Raw genomic sequence first — 16,081 nt, 5'->3', positions numbered from 1 at the left:
AGAAAATGCCAAAACGTACTGACATACAAAGTATTCTTATTCTGGGCGCTGGTCCGATCGTTATCGGTCAGGCATGTGAGTTTGACTACTCTGGTGCTCAAGCATGTAAAGCACTTCGCGAAGAAGGCTACCGAGTTATTTTGGTTAACTCGAACCCTGCAACCATCATGACAGACCCTGAAATGGCAGATGCGACTTACATCGAGCCAATTCAGTGGGAAGTTGTTCGTAACATCATCGCTAAAGAGAAGCCTGATGCGGTTCTACCAACTATGGGTGGTCAAACTGCATTGAACTGTGCTCTAGATCTAGAGAAGCACGGTGTTCTTGAAGAGTTTGGCGTCGAGATGATTGGTGCAACGGCAGATGCAATTGATAAAGCAGAAGACCGTTCACGCTTCGATAAAGCGATGAAATCCATTGGTCTTGAGTGCCCAACTGCTGATACAGCCAAAAGCATGGAAGAAGCTTACAAAGTTTTAGATATGGTTGGCTTCCCTTGTATCATTCGCCCATCCTTTACCATGGGTGGCACTGGCGGTGGTATCGCATACAACAAAGAAGAATTTGAAGATATTTGTCGCCGTGGTTTGGACTTGTCTCCAACCAACGAGCTTCTTATCGATGAATCTCTGATCGGTTGGAAAGAGTACGAAATGGAAGTTGTTCGCGATAAAGCTGACAACTGTATCATCGTATGTGCAATCGAAAACTTCGACCCAATGGGTATTCACACAGGTGACTCAATCACCGTAGCTCCAGCTCAAACGCTGACAGACAAAGAATACCAACTTATGCGTAACGCTTCATTAGCGGTACTGCGTGAAATTGGTGTTGAAACGGGTGGCTCAAACGTACAGTTTGGTATCAACCCGAAAGATGGCCGCATGGTTATCATCGAGATGAACCCACGTGTATCTCGTTCTTCTGCTCTTGCGTCTAAAGCTACAGGTTTCCCAATCGCGAAAATCGCAGCGAAGCTTGCTGTTGGTTTCACGCTTGATGAGTTAATGAACGACATCACGGGTGGTGCAACTCCAGCGTCATTCGAACCAACCATCGACTACGTGGTAACTAAGATTCCTCGTTTCAACTTCGAAAAATTTGCAGGAGCAAATGACCGTCTGACGACTCAAATGAAGTCAGTAGGTGAAGTGATGGCAATTGGTCGTAACCAGCAAGAATCTCTACAAAAAGCACTGCGTGGCTTGGAAGTAGGTGCAAATGGTTTCGATGAAATGGTTGATCTGGACGCGCCTGATGCACTGTCGAAAATTCGCCACGAGCTTAAAGAAGCAGGTGCAGAACGAATTTGGTACATTGCCGATGCATTCCGTGCTGGTTTATCTGTTGATGGTGTGTTCAACCTAACTCAAATCGATCGTTGGTTCTTAGTTCAAATTGAAGAACTAGTGAAACTAGAGAACGAAGTGAAAGTAGGCGGTTTTGCTGGTCTTACTCAAGAAGTCCTAAGCAAAATGAAGCGTAAAGGTTTCTCCGATGCGCGTCTATCAAGCTTGCTAGGTGTGTCTGAAAGCGAAATTCGTCGCCTACGTGACCAATATGACATCCACCCAGTGTACAAGCGTGTTGATACGTGTGCTGCTGAATTTTCATCAGACACGGCTTACATGTACTCATCTTACGATGAAGAGTGTGAAGCACAGCCTACAGACAATGATAAAATCATGGTTTTGGGCGGTGGTCCTAACCGTATCGGTCAAGGTATTGAGTTCGACTACTGCTGTGTACATGCGTCGCTAGCATTACGTGAAGACGGCTACGAAACCATCATGGTGAACTGTAACCCAGAAACTGTTTCTACCGATTACGACACGTCAGATCGTCTGTACTTTGAACCCGTTACTTTGGAAGATGTTCTAGCCATCGCTCGTGTTGAAAAACCAAAAGGTGTGATTGTTCAGTATGGTGGTCAAACACCACTGAAATTGGCTCGTGCTCTTGAAGCTGCTGGTGTACCAATTATCGGTACAAGCCCAGATGCTATCGACCGTGCTGAAGACCGTGAGCGTTTCCAAGTTGCTGTAGACCGTCTTGGTCTTCTACAACCACAGAATGCGACCGTGACTACTATGGATCAAGCGGTTGAGAAATCTCGCGAAATCGGCTTCCCATTGGTTGTGCGTCCTTCTTATGTACTGGGTGGTCGTGCGATGGAAATCGTATACGACGAGCAAGACTTGCGCCGCTACTTCAACGAAGCAGTCAGCGTTTCAAACGAATCACCAGTACTACTGGATAGCTTCCTAGATGATGCTGTTGAAGTGGACGTAGATGCGATTTGTGACGGTGAGCGCGTTGTTATCGGCGGTATCATGGAGCACATCGAACAAGCGGGTGTTCACTCAGGTGATTCAGCATGTTCGCTTCCTGCGTACACGCTAAGCCAAGAAATCCAAGACGTTATGCGTGAGCAAGTAGAAAAGCTAGCGTTCGAATTGGGTGTTCGCGGTCTAATGAACACGCAGTTTGCGGTTAAGAACAACCAAGTATACCTAATCGAGGTTAACCCTCGTGCAGCTCGTACTGTGCCGTTCGTATCAAAAGCAACTGGCGCGCCAATCGCTAAGATTGCAGCACGTGTAATGGCGGGTCAATCTCTTGAGTCTCAAGGCTTCACGAAAGAAATCATCCCACCATACTACTCAGTGAAAGAAGTGGTACTTCCATTCAACAAATTCCCTGGTGTAGACCCACTATTAGGTCCTGAAATGCGCTCTACTGGTGAAGTAATGGGTGTGGGTGCAACGTTCGCAGAAGCATACTCGAAAGCTGAATTGGGTTGTGGCAACATCTACCCAGAAGGTGGTCGTGCACTTCTTTCCGTTCGTGAAGGCGACAAAGAACGTGTTGTTGACCTAGCATCTAAGCTTTCTAAGCTTGGTTACCAGCTAGACGCAACTCACGGCACTGCAGTTATCCTTGGTGAAGCGGGTATTAACCCTCGCTTGGTAAACAAGGTACATGAAGGTCGCCCTCATATTCTTGACCGTATCAAGAATAACGAGTACACCTACATCGTGAACACGGCTGCAGGTCGTCAAGCGATTGAAGATTCGAAAGTTCTTCGTCGCGGTGCTCTTGCAGAGAAAGTGAACTACACAACAACGCTAAACGCAGCATTTGCAACTTGTATGGCACATACAGCCGATGCGAAAACAAGCGTCACGTCAGTTCAGGAATTGCACGCTAAAGTGAAAGAAAGCTTAGCTTAATCGCCATTTCTAACGATAAAAGGAAGCCCGCTTAATGAGCGGGCTTTTTGTTGTCTGATGTGATGACTATCTGTGCTTGGTGAGCTCTTTTAATCTTCTTCGTTCTTGTCGACGATTGCTCTGTAATACGTAGTAGAACTCGACAAAGTTTTTGTAGGAGGATGTATGTAAAAGATATAGGCTTGCTATAGGAGTGCATAAAGCTAATAACCAGATAGGGTTGAAAATGTCTGTTTCAATAACCCCGTACGCAGTTGCTATCGTTAGTTGTACAGTGGCATTAAGTACGTTAATTGGGTTGAGAAACTTTAGTCCGTGAATAATCATCATTCCAAATGGAATACCGATAAGTAATGTGGTTACCCAGATCATTACCCCCCAAAGATAGAAAAAACCATATTTGTCTGATATACCAAACAATATATCAAAATAGAATGTATTAAAGCCTCCACCTATCATCAATAACAACAACACAGCTAGTACTACACAAACACTTTTTGCGGTCAGAGTTACATAATTGTTTTCAGTTTCATTACTCAAATTTAAGTTCCTCGTAAATACCTATAGCAATAGACTTTACGTTTCCAGATGTAGCGCTTCCTGTGAAGCTCAAAGATGCCCCGATTGCATCTTTTAATTGAAGTTTTACAGCGTTAGATATTTCTGAGGAAGAGTATCTTCGTTTGACTTGCCCTGCTTTGATTAACTGCTTGTACGCCTTCGATGAAAAGTTAGGTATGTTTTGCCGAGATATTTCTTTTGTGAGCCTTGCACGTTCATGACGAGTAAGCCCCTTTAATACTTCAGAAGTGCTTTTTCCTGTTGTCGCCCTTAAGGTGGAAATTGTTTTCAATGTTGCCGCACCCGCCGCGCCCACCCCGGCAAGCGATATGTAATCAAGTGCTTTACTTGTATTTTGATACCATTCTTGTGAGTCTAATATGTCAAGATCATTAGGTGCGTACTTCTCTGCTCCTACTCTAACTACTCCGTTCAAACATTGAGCTGTGGAAGCCAATGCAGCTGAATATCCCAAGTACGTTACAGCGGCACTCGTTCCACCTGAAATGGGTATCGCACCAGCACTTCCTATTACAACAACCCATCCAATAACTGCTGAAGCACAACTTAAACCTGCTCCAAAAGCTTCACCTACTATCTTAGATTCTCTATTTGAAGATTTTAGGTGAGTAGCGTATTGCTCAGGGTTTAATGGTTTTGGCGGTTCTTTTAAAATAATGTTTATAGGATTGATACGGCAGTTTGCTTCAAACTTCCTGAGCTGAACAATAGTAAATTCACTGTCTATATAGATGACTCCAGCTCCACTGGTTTCAGGTTTGGAGTCAATAGCTTTAAAAAGTTTTTGTTGGTTGATGGTGTAATCCAGTTTGCTGCGTAGCGCGCTAACCTTAGGGTTGAATGTTGGGGACTTAATGAGTGATTGCACAATATATTCCTTGTTGCATATTGCCAATTACACCGCAAAATTTCTTTTTATTTAAATGGGATAGTGATTCTTTAGAAGCAGCTCAAGGTTTAAGTATTAGAAGTTAAAAAAGGTGTCCCAGTATTATGGAACACCTTATAAAATTTATAGATTTACAGCCACCTCTGCCGCTAATTTCGCATTGTTAAACACTAGCTGAATGTTAGAAGCGAGGCTGTTACCTGCGGTTTTTTCTGCGACTTTGGCAAGAAGGAATGGTGTGGAGTCTTTTCCTTTAATACCTTTTGCATCCATCTCTTCGATAGCGCTCGCTATGACCTGATCAATCTCCGCTTTGTTCATCGCGTATTGCTCTGGAATTGGGTTTGCGATAACAGCGCCACCGTCCAGTCCTAATTCCCATTTTGCTTTTAAAGCAGTAGCAATTTGCGCAGGGGAGTCTAGGCGATAGTCGACTTGGAACTCGCTTTCTCGCGTGTAAAATGCTGGGAGGGTTTCTGTTTGGTATCCAATGACTGGCACACCGTGCGTTTCTAAATATTCCAGTGTTAGACCGATATCCAAAATGGATTTTGCCCCAGCACACACAACTGCTACGTTGGTATTGGCAAGCTCTTGAAGATCGGCCGACACGTCATAAGAGGTTTCTGCACCACGGTGCACACCACCAATTCCCCCAGTCGCGAATACCTTGATTCCTGCCATTGCAGCAAGGATCATGGTGGAAGCGACGGTCGTTGCCCCATCTTCTTCTTTGGCGACAATAAACGGAATATCTCGGCGGCTGGTTTTGATAACGTTTTGCCCTGCTTTGCCTAGATATTCAATTTCATCTTGAGACATCCCAACTTTTAGCCTTCCTTTTAGAATGGCAATGGTGGCGGGAATCGCGCCATTATCACGGACTGTTTGTTCTACCTGTAGTGCAGTTTCGACGTTTTGAGGGTAGGGCATGCCATGAGAAATGATGGTCGATTCCAACGCAACAACGGGTTGACCTGCTTTGAGCGCTTGGGCAACTTCAAGCGCTACATCCAAATACTGAGTTAACATATCGTGTCCTTTAACATTCGGTCTCATTTAATACACGCTGAATAGCGCTGTCTGAAAAGTTTGGGTTGATGGTTGCGACATCAGAAAGCGCAACGCTGGCGGCTGCCATGGCGTACTCGCCGCTTTTCTCTACCGACCATTTATTGATGAAGCTGTGGGCTAACCCAGCCAAGAAGGCATCACCTGCACCATTGGCATTTTCAATATGAGCGCTCACGATTGGGAAAAGCTGGCTATGCTTTTGATCTTTATAGAACACACCTTCTGCCCCAAGGCTTAAAAAGATTTGTTGAGTCCCTTGATTGAGGAACCAGTCGGCAATCGCGCTGAGGTCTTCTTGATTGTGATAAGGCAGATCAGACAAAGATTGCGCTTCTTTGATATTAGGTTTGAGTGTATGGATCTGGTTTAAATAGGGTTTGATTTTTACTGCTTTGGTACTGGACACCGTATCGACAAATATCGGCTTATCGGAAAACTGGCTGAAGATGTATTCGAGCAGTGACTCACTCAAATTGGTATCAATGACGATTACTTCCGCTCGCTTAATGGTTTCAAGGTGAGGCTCTAGCGATTCAATGGTTAAACGCTCTAGGATGGACATGTCTGAAACGGCAACCTGCATGTCGCCATCTTCATTGAGCAAAGAAAGATAAGTGGATGTTGTACCATCGGAAAGCTTCAATACCGACGAGACATCAACGCCCGCTTGGCGTGTTTTGTCTAATATTAATTGCCCATAAGTGTCGTTACCCACAACAGAGATTAAACGCACTTCCGTGCCAAGCCTTGCGATGTTTTCGGCTATGTTTCGACCAACTCCACCCGGCGAGCATGAAACGACGCCAGGATTGGAATCACCTTGATGCATGGTGTGTTTGGGTTGACCTAAGATATCCATGTTTGCACCGCCGATCACTACGGCGTATTGAGATTCTGACAAAATATACCCCTTCCCTAGGATGATGCCTTTGTTTGTCATATTCATGATATGCCCAGCCACGGCACTTCGACTGATCCCAAGTTTCTCCGCAATGTTTTGCTGTGGGATCATTGGGTCTTGTTTAATCAACTGAAAGATTTGCTGCTCACGTTCCGTCATAAGAAACCCTAACAAAAGTTTGACTGGCTAACTTTTGTTAGGTTGCTGTGTGAGCAAAAAAACGTCAATACATTTGTCTTGGCCGTTGTACGTTATGTGAGCGAAAACACTTATTGAGTAATTTGGACAACATAACTTTCACCATCTTCGCTGGGGACAAAATCAACGAAATTTTGAATGCTTTCTATGGCGTCTTCTTCGTAATGAGAGACAAAAAGAAGCTGACTAAGATTATGTTTTGCAATCAGTTCTAACGAATTCATTACTAAGCGTCTTCCCAGAAAATCCAAACCTTGATAAGGCTCATCGAGAATGAGAAGAGCGGGGCGCTTGATTAACGCTCTGGCAATCAACAACAAACGTTGTTGCCCGTATTCGAGTTCACGGAAAGGGTGATTGGCAATGTCACTCATATGGAAAATGGCGAGCCACTCTTGTGCCATTTGAACTTGCGTTTTACTTGGTGCTTCATAAAGACCAATGGAGTCATAAAAGCCAGACAAAACCACCTCGATGGCCTTGCAACTGACCCGATATTGCAAGTGAAGCGCAGAAGACACCATACCGATGTGTTTTTTGATATCCCAAACCGTCTCGCCATTGCCGCGCTTCATATCAAACAGTCGGATGTCGTTGCTGTAGCATTGTGGATGGTCACCAAAGATAAGCCCCAGCAACGTACTTTTTCCACAACCGTTTGGCCCTCTAACTTGCCAATGCTGGTGGTGCCTGATTTGCCAGTTTACACCAGAGAAGATCTTCTGATCCGTATACTCAACCTTGCCATCTGTCAGCTCCACCAGAGGATCAGAAAACCCTGTCTGATGCTGGTACTTGTTATACAGCTCAAGCACCTGCTCACTTTGTTTCTGGGTCTGTGCATTGATCTGATTGATGATGGGGTGCTGCTGCCATTCAGATTTAGTCAATGTTTGCGTGAGTTTGCCATTATCAAACAGAGCGATTTGCTCTATCCATTCAGGCAGCTCGTTTTCACGTGAGACCAGAATGAATAACTGCATTTGCGTACTCAACGCTTCAAGAAAGGGAGCCAGAGCTGCGCGGTGGGCAATGTCTAACCCTGTATAGGGTTCGTCGAGAATCAGAAGGTCTGGCTTTTCCAACACCGCTCTCGCTAGCATTAGCCTGCGGGTTTCTCCTGTTGAGAGCAGACGAAAACCGCGATCCAGCAGATGCTCTAGATCGAGTTGCTGGATGAGTTTTTCCACGTCTTCCTGATTGTTTTCATCGGTGAGAAGCAACTCTCGAACGGTTGAGCCATTGTCGAACCTGTCCATAAAGTCGGTGTCATCGTCGGCAAGTTCTTGCTCCAGAAGAGTTTGCTGCTGACTGAGAGACACGTAAGCGATGCGAAGATCGGTTGCTTCACACTGCCCGCTTTTCAATTCAATGGATTGTGAAAGCACATGATAAAGCTGCTCCCCGATGTCGCCTTTGGCGCAAAATATCCCCCAATTCTGATTCTCTTGGATTGTCCAGTTAGATATGGAAAGCGGGTGAGAACGGGTCTGGGTAACAACATCGGTGAATATAATGGGCATACGGCTTCCTTGCGTAACGTCAATAGAGACTAATAACTGACTGCTTCTTTACAGAGTAAAAAAGCAGCAGGGAAAAGTAAATTAGACTTGGGTAGAGCTACTGGTTGCCTCACATGATGCCAAATCGTTCAAACGCTTCTACTGTGCTCATTCCATTTTCAAGAGCTTTTCGCACTTCGATTTCACCGCGCACTTTTTCCAGTGCTTTGGAAATCACTTCGTCTTCGATTTCTTTAGGGATGCAAAGCACACCATCGCAGTCACCAAAAATGATGTCTCCGGGTTGAATCTGTACCTGCCCCACTCTTAGAGGAACGTTGTAATTAATGACCTTGCCACGCGGACCTTGATCCTGAGCGTAGCATCCGCGGCTCGCGACAGGAAAATCGAGCGAGAGGATCTCATTACTGTCTCGGATGTAACCATCCAGTATTGCGCCAGCGGCACCGAGTTTTATCGCTCGGGTAGACATGAGACCTCCCCAAAGCGCGTAGTCCGGAGATGAACCAGTACAGACGTATACGTCGTTGGGTTTCAGGCTATCCAATGCTTCAAACATCAGCCCAAAAGGCTTTGCCATTATTGGGTTGGCGCTTTCAGAAGAAACTTCCTCAAATACGTCAGCTTCCAATACCGTCATGGCTCTGCCAGCAAATACCATGTCTCGTCGCAACGTAGTGAGATAAGGGGGAAAGAACTGCTGCGTATACCCCATTTTATCCATGACATCGCCAATCACGGCGCTGAATAGCTCTTCCTTGATTCTGGTAAACAAGGCGTTGTCGTTTGACATTGTTACCTCCGATTATCGTCCGTTGATATAAATTTAGGTGTCACTTAATGAGATGCCTACCTAGGAACGCTGGTAACCGAGGTTACAGGAAATGGTTTTACAGGCGTTTTTAAGCATTTTGAGTGCTTCTTCCGGGCTGGTTTCCTGAGCGTATTTTTGAGAAAGGAAAGGCAAAGTCGCCACACCAACCACCCGATTTCGGTAGTCAAACAGGGGGACAGATAAATTCAGAATACCCGCTACCACTTGCGATTCCATCCGCTCATGCCCTAACTGGATGATGTTATCCAGCCTGTCTTTGAGCGCCTTTCTCTCTTTGTCTGAAGGCAAAGAGTCGTAGAACGTCTGCTGAACTTCCTGATCAGAATAAGCGATCATTACCGCCCCAGAACTGGTTTCCAGAGCCGGATAGCGACTGCCTGTCGCGACAGAGTAATGCGTTCCGAGAGGGGGATCTTGCTGGTGAATGATAATGATCTCTTCACCGTTGAGAAGCGCAATGTGGCAGCTTTGGAGTGTCGCTTTGCACACGGATTTAATTTCCACATGGGCGGCTTCAACCAGAGTTTGCACCGGATAATGGCGATTGGCCACCTCAAACATTTTCAAAGACAGGTGATAGGTGGACTTGGGACCCGTGGAATAGATGTAACCTTTTTCTTCAAGCACCTGAATCACTCGATACAGACTGGTGATGGAGCGCCCAAGCATGCGTGCAATTTCTGTCTGGGTTGCTCCATCCGGGGATTCAGATAACAGCTCTAACACACTGAGCGCCTTATCTACTGCTGGAACTGAATACTTACTTTCACTGTTTGCCATTGTGCACCTGTACGAAATGTTTTCTGAACCTAAGCCGATGGTTTGAGTAACGCAGTGACCAACTGACGATCCTGATTAATTATACTGCTAAGTAATGTCTGGCGTTCTTTGGCACTGACAAACTCCAGTCGTCTTATCCCCAGTGGATCGATCCGGTTTCTTAGTATCGCCAACTCCTCGTCCCGTACTGATTCCATTTCTCGGCATTGGTTAGAGAACAGGACTTTAAATCCGGTTTGCTCTGTGATGGTCTGCCTACTCACGCCGGGCATGGTTTCCACGACCATGAGTTGCCCTTCTTCTTCATCGTATTCAAATAAACACAGATTGGTGATAAGGGTGATTTTGCCCGGTTGATAACCGTACTTCCTGCGCTCTTCTTCTGATACAAGTCGCCGACCTGCACTGCATAGTTCGACTTGTTCAACGAGTGCTTGAGGGGTGTGGCGGGGTAAGTAAACCATAAAATGCTGGTGCATGTTTGCGACATCAGCCATGCCTCCTTGTCCGGGTAAGCGCACGAAGCCTCCACTAGGTTTAGAGATAGACAAGGTGTTTGTCATGCCTTTGGCATCAATCTGCGCAGTTCCCACAATTTCGTGGCTGACCAGACCTCCCTGATAGGCAGTCCAGTAAGTATCTTCGCCTCCGGTATGCCCTGCTGCACTTTGCGTGTCCATGGATTCCAGCAAGGTTAAGCTCATGGTGCCAGCCTGAATATCAACGGTGCCGCCACTAAAGGTGGTGAACATCAGGTCTGGTGCATGACTGGCTTTTGCCAACCGGTAAGCCACGTTTGCCAGAGGGGATACGGCCCCTGCGCTGGCGTAGCTTTCATTACTCAGCATTCTGGCAACTCGGATGGTCATAATATCGGCGGCGGTTGCTGCTGGTGACACTTTGTCGTCGGTGGATAAGGCGGTGTATGAGGACAACAGATCACTCAATGGAAGTTGTGCAGCTTGCTGGATCAGTGTGGGCACTTCGCGTTGCTGCAATTCGGATTCCAGAGGCTGCGAGCTTTGGGTTATCTCCATAAGCCGCTGGTAGTCCGTTGTGTAATAAGGCAGACAAGAACAAGGGTAAGCGCCGCCTCGGACTTCGGCTATCGCGCTGATCTTGTTTCGGGGAATGATGGTGTTTCTCAATCCCTTTTGTAACGTGCCATTCGGGACGATTTCTTCTACGGTCACCAACACCTGTTTCGCAGCGCCTGCAACCAGTTTGTCGAGTGAATGAGCGCCATAGAGCTCTACGTTTCCTGATTCATCAGCACGAGGGGCGTGAAGCAGCAATATATCGGTCGTTTGAGCTTTGACCAGTGACAGCGTTTGCTGGCTTTCTTCATCGAAATAGGGAGTGAGTGCCGGGCAGGTTTCATTAAGTTCTGAGCCGACTGGGCTTTGCATAGGGAGAAAGGGCAGGTTTTGCTCGGCGGCTCTCAGGCTTTGAATCAACGCTAAAGCTGGCCAGTCGGTCATCGGTATTCCCTGTTTTTCGACCGCTTTGCGAAACTTGGGCGCAAGGCCAAACACATCAAGGCTAGAAAAACAGATATCAATGCTTCCGACGGCTTCCGCTTCTAGCAACATCTCAAGAGGCAAGCCTCCAGCCCAGTTAAAATAACGCAAGCCAGTGACTCGTCGCTGACAAATCTCTCTTATTAAGGCGATGGGCAATCGGGCAAAATGATGCCCTCCAACAGATAGCCGGCTTCCGCTTTCAACCCGTAAGGCAAGCGCTTCTAATGACGTTATTTCCGGTCGATTGGCTTTTACTAAACTCATAACGGTGATTCCCTTGTTTGGCAGGTTTTAGTACCAGCTATCCGGTTTGTAACGAGCCGTAATACATAATCCGCCATCGACCCGAATGTCCGTCCCTGTGGTGAAACCAGAAGCGTCGGACGCAAGATAAACGGCAGTTTCTGCCACTTCTTCTGGCTTGCCAATTCGACCTATTGGGTGCATGTCCACAAAGGAACGCATGATGGATTCGCCATCTTCACTTTCACGGATCACCTTCTCTACCATGGGGGTGCTGATGGTACCCGGAGAAATGGTGTTAACCCGGATATTGTTAGGACCAAACTCCACAGCGAGCTGCTTGCTCATGGCGATGATCCCGCCCTTAATGCCAGCGTAAGCACTCCAGCCTTGCAGCCCGTTATGCGCCTGAGCAGAAGCCATGTTGATGATGGAACCTGAGCCATTTTTTATCATATGCGGAATGGCGAACTTGCAACCTCGGAACACGCTGCTGAAATTGACGGCTATGATCTTCTGCCATTGATCTTCGGTCATTTCATTTATCGGCATACCACCAATGGCGACGGCTGCGTTGTTGACCAAAATATCCAACTTACCGTAGTGCTGAACCACCTGTTCCAATAGTGCCAGCATGTCTTTTTCTTGGCCCACGTCGGTTCTGATGAACAGGGCTTTGCCTCCGGATTCGACAATACTTTGGGTGGCTTGCTGCCCTTTTTCTTCCTGAATGTCGGCGAGGACGACAGACGCTCCTTCCTTTGCCATGGTTTCCGAGATTACCTGACCGATACCATCGGCAGCGCCAGTGACTACCGCAACTTTCCCTTTGAGTCTGGTCATAGTGTTACCTATTGTTTTTTCATTGAATCGAGCGTGACCGCAATGATGATCACGATGCCGGTTACCACTAATTGCCATTCCGTTGGGGCTCCGAGCATGCCTAAGCCATTAGAGACAAACGCCAGAATCAGTACCCCAAGAAGCACGCCAACCAAACTGCCAATTCCGCCCGCTAAGCTGATTCCACCCAGCACTGCGGCAGCGACCGCCTGAAATTCGTACCCCAGACCCGCCAGGTGAACCGCCGACCCTAGTCGAGATGCCAGTAGTATTCCGCCAACGGTAGAGATCAAGGCGCAGAGCACGAAGCAGGTGAACTTCACTTTTTGCACGTTGTACCCGGCGAGCCGAGCCACTTTGGCATCGCCCCCAATGGCGTAGACTTTGCGCCCAAATCGGGTATGCCTTAAAGCAAAAGCGAGCAGGATAACCAAGGTTCCGGCAATTAGGGCAGGGTATGGGAGTACGTCCATAAAGCGCCCGTTTCCGAGCTGAAAGAAGGATTCTAAATACACTTCATCGGCAATGGCCTTTTTCCCGGTGTAGAGGTAAACTCCACCTCGAATGATAAACAGCGTACCCAGTGTGACGATGAGGGAGTTGATCCTGAGGTAGACGACCAGATACCCGTTTATCACGCCGATGAGTAAACCGCAGGCAAGTGCACCGAAGATCCCAAGTGTCATCGATTCGGTGACATTCATCACTTCAATAAGAGGAATGGCGACGGCGGCGACCAGTGAGCCGACAGAGATATCGACCTCCCCAGAGATAAACACCAGACTGACACCAAGAGACAGAGTGAGAATGATCGACGCCTGACCCAAGACATTGGTGAGGTTTCTGACACTAAAGAAATGTTCAGACAGCAGAGAAAACACCAGAATGATCATCAAAAGAGATAGCGCCAGCGCAAACTCGTTATGCTTGATCAGCCAGCCCCAGGCAGAGTTGGGTGAGTTGGAACTATTGGATGGCTGCATCAAGTATCTTCTCCTGTGTTGCTTTACTGCGTGGATATTCGGCAGTGATCCTTCCCTCAGACATCACGTAGATCCGATCGCACAAGCCTAATAATTCAGGCATCTCAGAGGTCATGACAACGATGCACATACCCTGTTGAGCCAGCGAATCGATCAGTGCGTATATCTCCGATTTTGCCCCCACGTCTATTCCCCTTGTGGGTTCGTCCACCACCAGCACCGATAACCCGTACATAAGCCATCGAGACAGCATCACTTTCTGCTGATTTCCGCCGGACAGAGTGCCGGAAAGTTGCGATAAGGAGGTGATTTTGATTTTGAATCTATCGACAAACTTATCGCAGGACAGCTTCTCTTGGTTGTCGCTGACAAACCCGTACTGGGTGAGTTTTTCCAGCGAGGCAAGGCTCATGTTGCTCTGCACATCGGCTTCCAGCATCAACCCTTCTTCTTTACGGTCTTCACTCATCAAGCCAATGCCTAACGATTTCGCTTTTGAAGTATCGTGAGGTTTGAGGGGTTCCCCATTGATGTGGATTTCACCTTCGCTGATTGGATCGTATCCAACCAGTACTTTGGCAAGTTCTGTACGTCCCGCGCCAACCAAGCCAAAAAAGCCGACTACTTCTCCAGAACGTGCATGAAAATCGATATTTTTCAGTTTTTGTCCTGCGTTCACGCCTTTGACTTCCAAACGGGTTTCTTTGGTTTGATGCTCGGTTTTCGGGAAGAGGTCGCTTATCTCTCTGCCCACCATGTCTCGGATTAGGGTGTCGTGAGTATGTTCAGACATAGCTTTGGTAGATACATGACAGCCGTCTCGAAGCACTACACAACGCTGGGCGATCTCAAACAACTCGTCGAGTTTGTGGCTGACATAAATCACCGCAATGCCCATTGCTTTGAGTTTGTTGATGACCACAAAGAGGTTTTTGATTTCGGCTGGGCTGAGTGAAGATGTTGGCTCGTCCATCACCACGACTTTGGCGTCTGAACTGATGGCTCTGGTGATCTCGACAAGCTGCTGTTGGCTGATGGGCAAGTCGGCGACTTTAGCATCGGGATCTAAGTCGAACCCCAGTTGCTCGAACAGTTCCGCGGCTTGTTGTCGAATGCTTTTCCAGCCAATGGTTCCGAGTGATGTGAGTGGATGATTCTCCATAAAGATATTCTCAGCCACGGTAAATTCGGGGATGAGGGCGATCTCTTGAAAAACAGGTTTTATCCCCGCTTTTAGCGCATCGGAAGGGGTTTGGAAATGCATCACTTTTCCACTAAGAGAAACGCTGCCTTCATCAGCAGGAAATACGCCACACAGAATCTTGATGAGGGTTGATTTTCCCGCACCGTTTTCACCAATCAGCGCCAGAACCTCGCCCGGAAAAAGCTCTAGTGACACACCGTCCAGCGCTTTCACGCCAGGAAAAGACTTAGTGAGGTTATCGATTTGAATTAGTGGATTCTGCTCATTCATAAGATGGCTTCCTCCTGACTATGTCGAGGTAGACCGCGAGAATAAGAAACACACCCGGGATGATGATTTGCCAGTCCTGATTCCAGCCAAGAATGATGATTCCGTTATCGATGATTTTTAATATCATCACCGCCAGTACCGTCCCCAAAATGGAACCACTGCCGCCAAATAGGCTCGTACCACCTAACAGAACCGCCGCAATCACAATCAGCTCAAAGCCCTTTCCGGCGGTTGGCTGACCTGCATTAAGAAGTGACGCCAGAATGACGGCGGCAATTCCTGTCAATGCTCCCAAAATAACAAACGCAGTTATCTTAACTTTGCTGGGGGATATTCCCGACAGTTTAGCAGCATTCTGATTGGCCCCAACGGCACTAATAAGGCGACCCTGACGGGTTCGGGATAAGAGCACACCACCAATAATGACAGCGACGATGGCAATGATGACCGGAACGGGAATGCCCAGCCAATATCCCGTGGCGACGCTGGAAAATGCAGGCAGTTGATGATGGTTCTGGATAGCCTCACGGGTATACAAAAAGACGCCACCTTGCAAAATCATCATGGTCGCAATGGTGCCAATCAGCGAGTTTACTTTTAAGCGGGTTGTGACCAATCCATTGAAGACGCCCACAGCCACACCAAACAAAACCCCTGCCACAATACCTGCAAGCAGACTATGCGTAGCATTGAGAACATCCATCACCACGCAAGAGGCAAATCCCATTGCAGCACCAACTGAGATGTCCACTTCACCACTAATCAAAAGTAGTGTCATGCCCACCGCAACGATGAGCACCAACGATGACTGATGCAGTACTGCGACTGCATTCGCTGGCGTGAGAAATCGATCCGATGAAATGCTCAGCCCAATAATTAGTGCTGCCAGCAATATCACCAGAAACAACGATTTTGAGTTACTGATCTTCTGCCAAAATGCAGGCGAAGACGGCTTATCCATAGCCTTACTCCTACTAGTTTTTGCGAACAGGCGACA

The 16,081-nt window shown here is 47.3% G+C and carries 13 protein-coding genes; 1 reads left to right on the top strand and 12 read right to left on the bottom strand.

Annotated features, from left to right (window positions below; all coding sequences use genetic code 11):
• Positions 1-5 precede the first annotated feature (5 nt).
• Positions 6-3,236, top strand: a complete 3,231-nt coding sequence (carB, locus tag VPNCDNU1_RS16140) for a carbamoyl-phosphate synthase large subunit (protein ID WP_101112411.1) — start codon at positions 6-8, stop codon at positions 3,234-3,236.
• Positions 3,237-3,302: 66 nt separating this feature from the next.
• Here carB and VPNCDNU1_RS16135 read toward each other — a convergent pair whose 3' ends face one another.
• The 12 genes from VPNCDNU1_RS16135 to VPNCDNU1_RS16080 all read right to left on the bottom strand — a co-directional run bounded on the left by VPNCDNU1_RS16135 (position 3,303) and on the right by VPNCDNU1_RS16080 (position 16,045).
• Positions 3,303-3,776 carry a hypothetical protein gene (locus tag VPNCDNU1_RS16135; protein ID WP_237324157.1) on the bottom strand — a complete coding sequence of 158 codons (474 nt, stop codon included), beginning with the start codon at positions 3,774-3,776 and terminating at the stop codon, positions 3,303-3,305.
• Positions 3,769-4,686 carry a hypothetical protein gene (locus VPNCDNU1_RS16130; protein ID WP_174715148.1) on the bottom strand — a complete coding sequence of 306 codons (918 nt, stop codon included), beginning with the start codon at positions 4,684-4,686 and terminating at the stop codon, positions 3,769-3,771. Before VPNCDNU1_RS16130 ends, VPNCDNU1_RS16135 begins: the two co-directional genes overlap by 8 nt.
• Before the next feature lie 144 nt (positions 4,687-4,830).
• Positions 4,831-5,739, bottom strand: a complete 909-nt coding sequence (locus VPNCDNU1_RS16125; protein WP_104401282.1) for a pseudouridine-5'-phosphate glycosidase — start codon at positions 5,737-5,739, stop codon at positions 4,831-4,833.
• A gap of 10 nt (positions 5,740-5,749) precedes the next feature.
• Positions 5,750-6,841 carry a PfkB family carbohydrate kinase gene (locus VPNCDNU1_RS16120; protein WP_104401281.1) on the bottom strand — a complete coding sequence of 364 codons (1,092 nt, stop codon included), beginning with the start codon at positions 6,839-6,841 and terminating at the stop codon, positions 5,750-5,752.
• 110 nt (positions 6,842-6,951) lie between these two features.
• Positions 6,952-8,403 (bottom strand): molybdate ABC transporter ATP-binding protein ModF, encoded by a 1,452-nt coding sequence (gene modF / locus VPNCDNU1_RS16115; RefSeq protein ID WP_104401280.1) that lies wholly within the window; start codon positions 8,401-8,403, stop codon positions 6,952-6,954.
• Positions 8,404-8,512: 109 nt separating this feature from the next.
• Complete coding sequence (locus tag VPNCDNU1_RS16110) at positions 8,513-9,196, bottom strand: RraA family protein (protein ID WP_104401279.1); 684 nt, start codon at positions 9,194-9,196, stop codon at positions 8,513-8,515.
• A 60-nt stretch (positions 9,197-9,256) separates the two neighbouring features.
• Positions 9,257-10,018, bottom strand: a complete 762-nt coding sequence (locus VPNCDNU1_RS16105; protein ID WP_104401278.1) for an IclR family transcriptional regulator — start codon at positions 10,016-10,018, stop codon at positions 9,257-9,259.
• A gap of 29 nt (positions 10,019-10,047) precedes the next feature.
• On the bottom strand, positions 10,048-11,805 hold the full coding sequence (locus VPNCDNU1_RS16100) for a CoA-transferase (RefSeq protein ID WP_104401277.1): 1,758 nt from the start codon (positions 11,803-11,805) through the stop codon (positions 10,048-10,050).
• A 27-nt stretch (positions 11,806-11,832) separates the two neighbouring features.
• Positions 11,833-12,627, bottom strand: coding sequence for an SDR family NAD(P)-dependent oxidoreductase (locus VPNCDNU1_RS16095; protein ID WP_104401276.1), 795 nt, complete (start codon positions 12,625-12,627; stop codon positions 11,833-11,835).
• A gap of 8 nt (positions 12,628-12,635) precedes the next feature.
• On the bottom strand, positions 12,636-13,610 hold the full coding sequence (locus VPNCDNU1_RS16090; RefSeq protein ID WP_104401275.1) for an ABC transporter permease: 975 nt from the start codon (positions 13,608-13,610) through the stop codon (positions 12,636-12,638).
• Positions 13,594-15,084 carry a sugar ABC transporter ATP-binding protein gene (locus VPNCDNU1_RS16085; RefSeq protein ID WP_104401274.1) on the bottom strand — a complete coding sequence of 497 codons (1,491 nt, stop codon included), beginning with the start codon at positions 15,082-15,084 and terminating at the stop codon, positions 13,594-13,596. The genes VPNCDNU1_RS16090 and VPNCDNU1_RS16085 overlap by 17 nt, the downstream gene beginning before the upstream one ends.
• Positions 15,077-16,045, bottom strand: coding sequence for an ABC transporter permease (locus tag VPNCDNU1_RS16080; RefSeq protein ID WP_104401273.1), 969 nt, complete (start codon positions 16,043-16,045; stop codon positions 15,077-15,079). Before VPNCDNU1_RS16080 ends, VPNCDNU1_RS16085 begins: the two co-directional genes overlap by 8 nt.
• Positions 16,046-16,081: the final 36 nt, after the last annotated feature.

It is taken from the genome of Vibrio penaeicida (assembly GCF_002933855.1).
Classification (GTDB): Bacteria; Pseudomonadota; Gammaproteobacteria; order Enterobacterales; family Vibrionaceae; genus Vibrio; species Vibrio penaeicida_A.
Note: the sequence above shows the minus strand (reverse complement) of the source record. Positions and strands in the feature narration are given on the sequence as shown.

What these genes read in the sequence shown, in the direction of transcription:
- carB (WP_101112411.1), top strand. Translation starts at nt 6, where the DNA reads ATGCCAAAACGTACTGACATACAAAGTATTCTTATTCTGGGCGCTGGT.
- VPNCDNU1_RS16125 (WP_104401282.1), bottom strand. Translation starts at nt 5,739, where the DNA reads ATGTTAACTCAGTATTTGGATGTAGCGCTTGAAGTTGCCCAAGCGCTC.
- VPNCDNU1_RS16120 (WP_104401281.1), bottom strand. Translation starts at nt 6,841, where the DNA reads ATGACGGAACGTGAGCAGCAAATCTTTCAGTTGATTAAACAAGACCCA.
- modF (WP_104401280.1), bottom strand. Translation starts at nt 8,403, where the DNA reads ATGCCCATTATATTCACCGATGTTGTTACCCAGACCCGTTCTCACCCG.
- VPNCDNU1_RS16110 (WP_104401279.1), bottom strand. Translation starts at nt 9,196, where the DNA reads ATGTCAAACGACAACGCCTTGTTTACCAGAATCAAGGAAGAGCTATTC.
- VPNCDNU1_RS16105 (WP_104401278.1), bottom strand. Translation starts at nt 10,018, where the DNA reads ATGGCAAACAGTGAAAGTAAGTATTCAGTTCCAGCAGTAGATAAGGCG.
- VPNCDNU1_RS16100 (WP_104401277.1), bottom strand. Translation starts at nt 11,805, where the DNA reads ATGAGTTTAGTAAAAGCCAATCGACCGGAAATAACGTCATTAGAAGCG.
- VPNCDNU1_RS16095 (WP_104401276.1), bottom strand. Translation starts at nt 12,627, where the DNA reads ATGACCAGACTCAAAGGGAAAGTTGCGGTAGTCACTGGCGCTGCCGAT.
- VPNCDNU1_RS16090 (WP_104401275.1), bottom strand. Translation starts at nt 13,610, where the DNA reads ATGCAGCCATCCAATAGTTCCAACTCACCCAACTCTGCCTGGGGCTGG.
- VPNCDNU1_RS16085 (WP_104401274.1), bottom strand. Translation starts at nt 15,084, where the DNA reads ATGAATGAGCAGAATCCACTAATTCAAATCGATAACCTCACTAAGTCT.
- VPNCDNU1_RS16080 (WP_104401273.1), bottom strand. Translation starts at nt 16,045, where the DNA reads ATGGATAAGCCGTCTTCGCCTGCATTTTGGCAGAAGATCAGTAACTCA.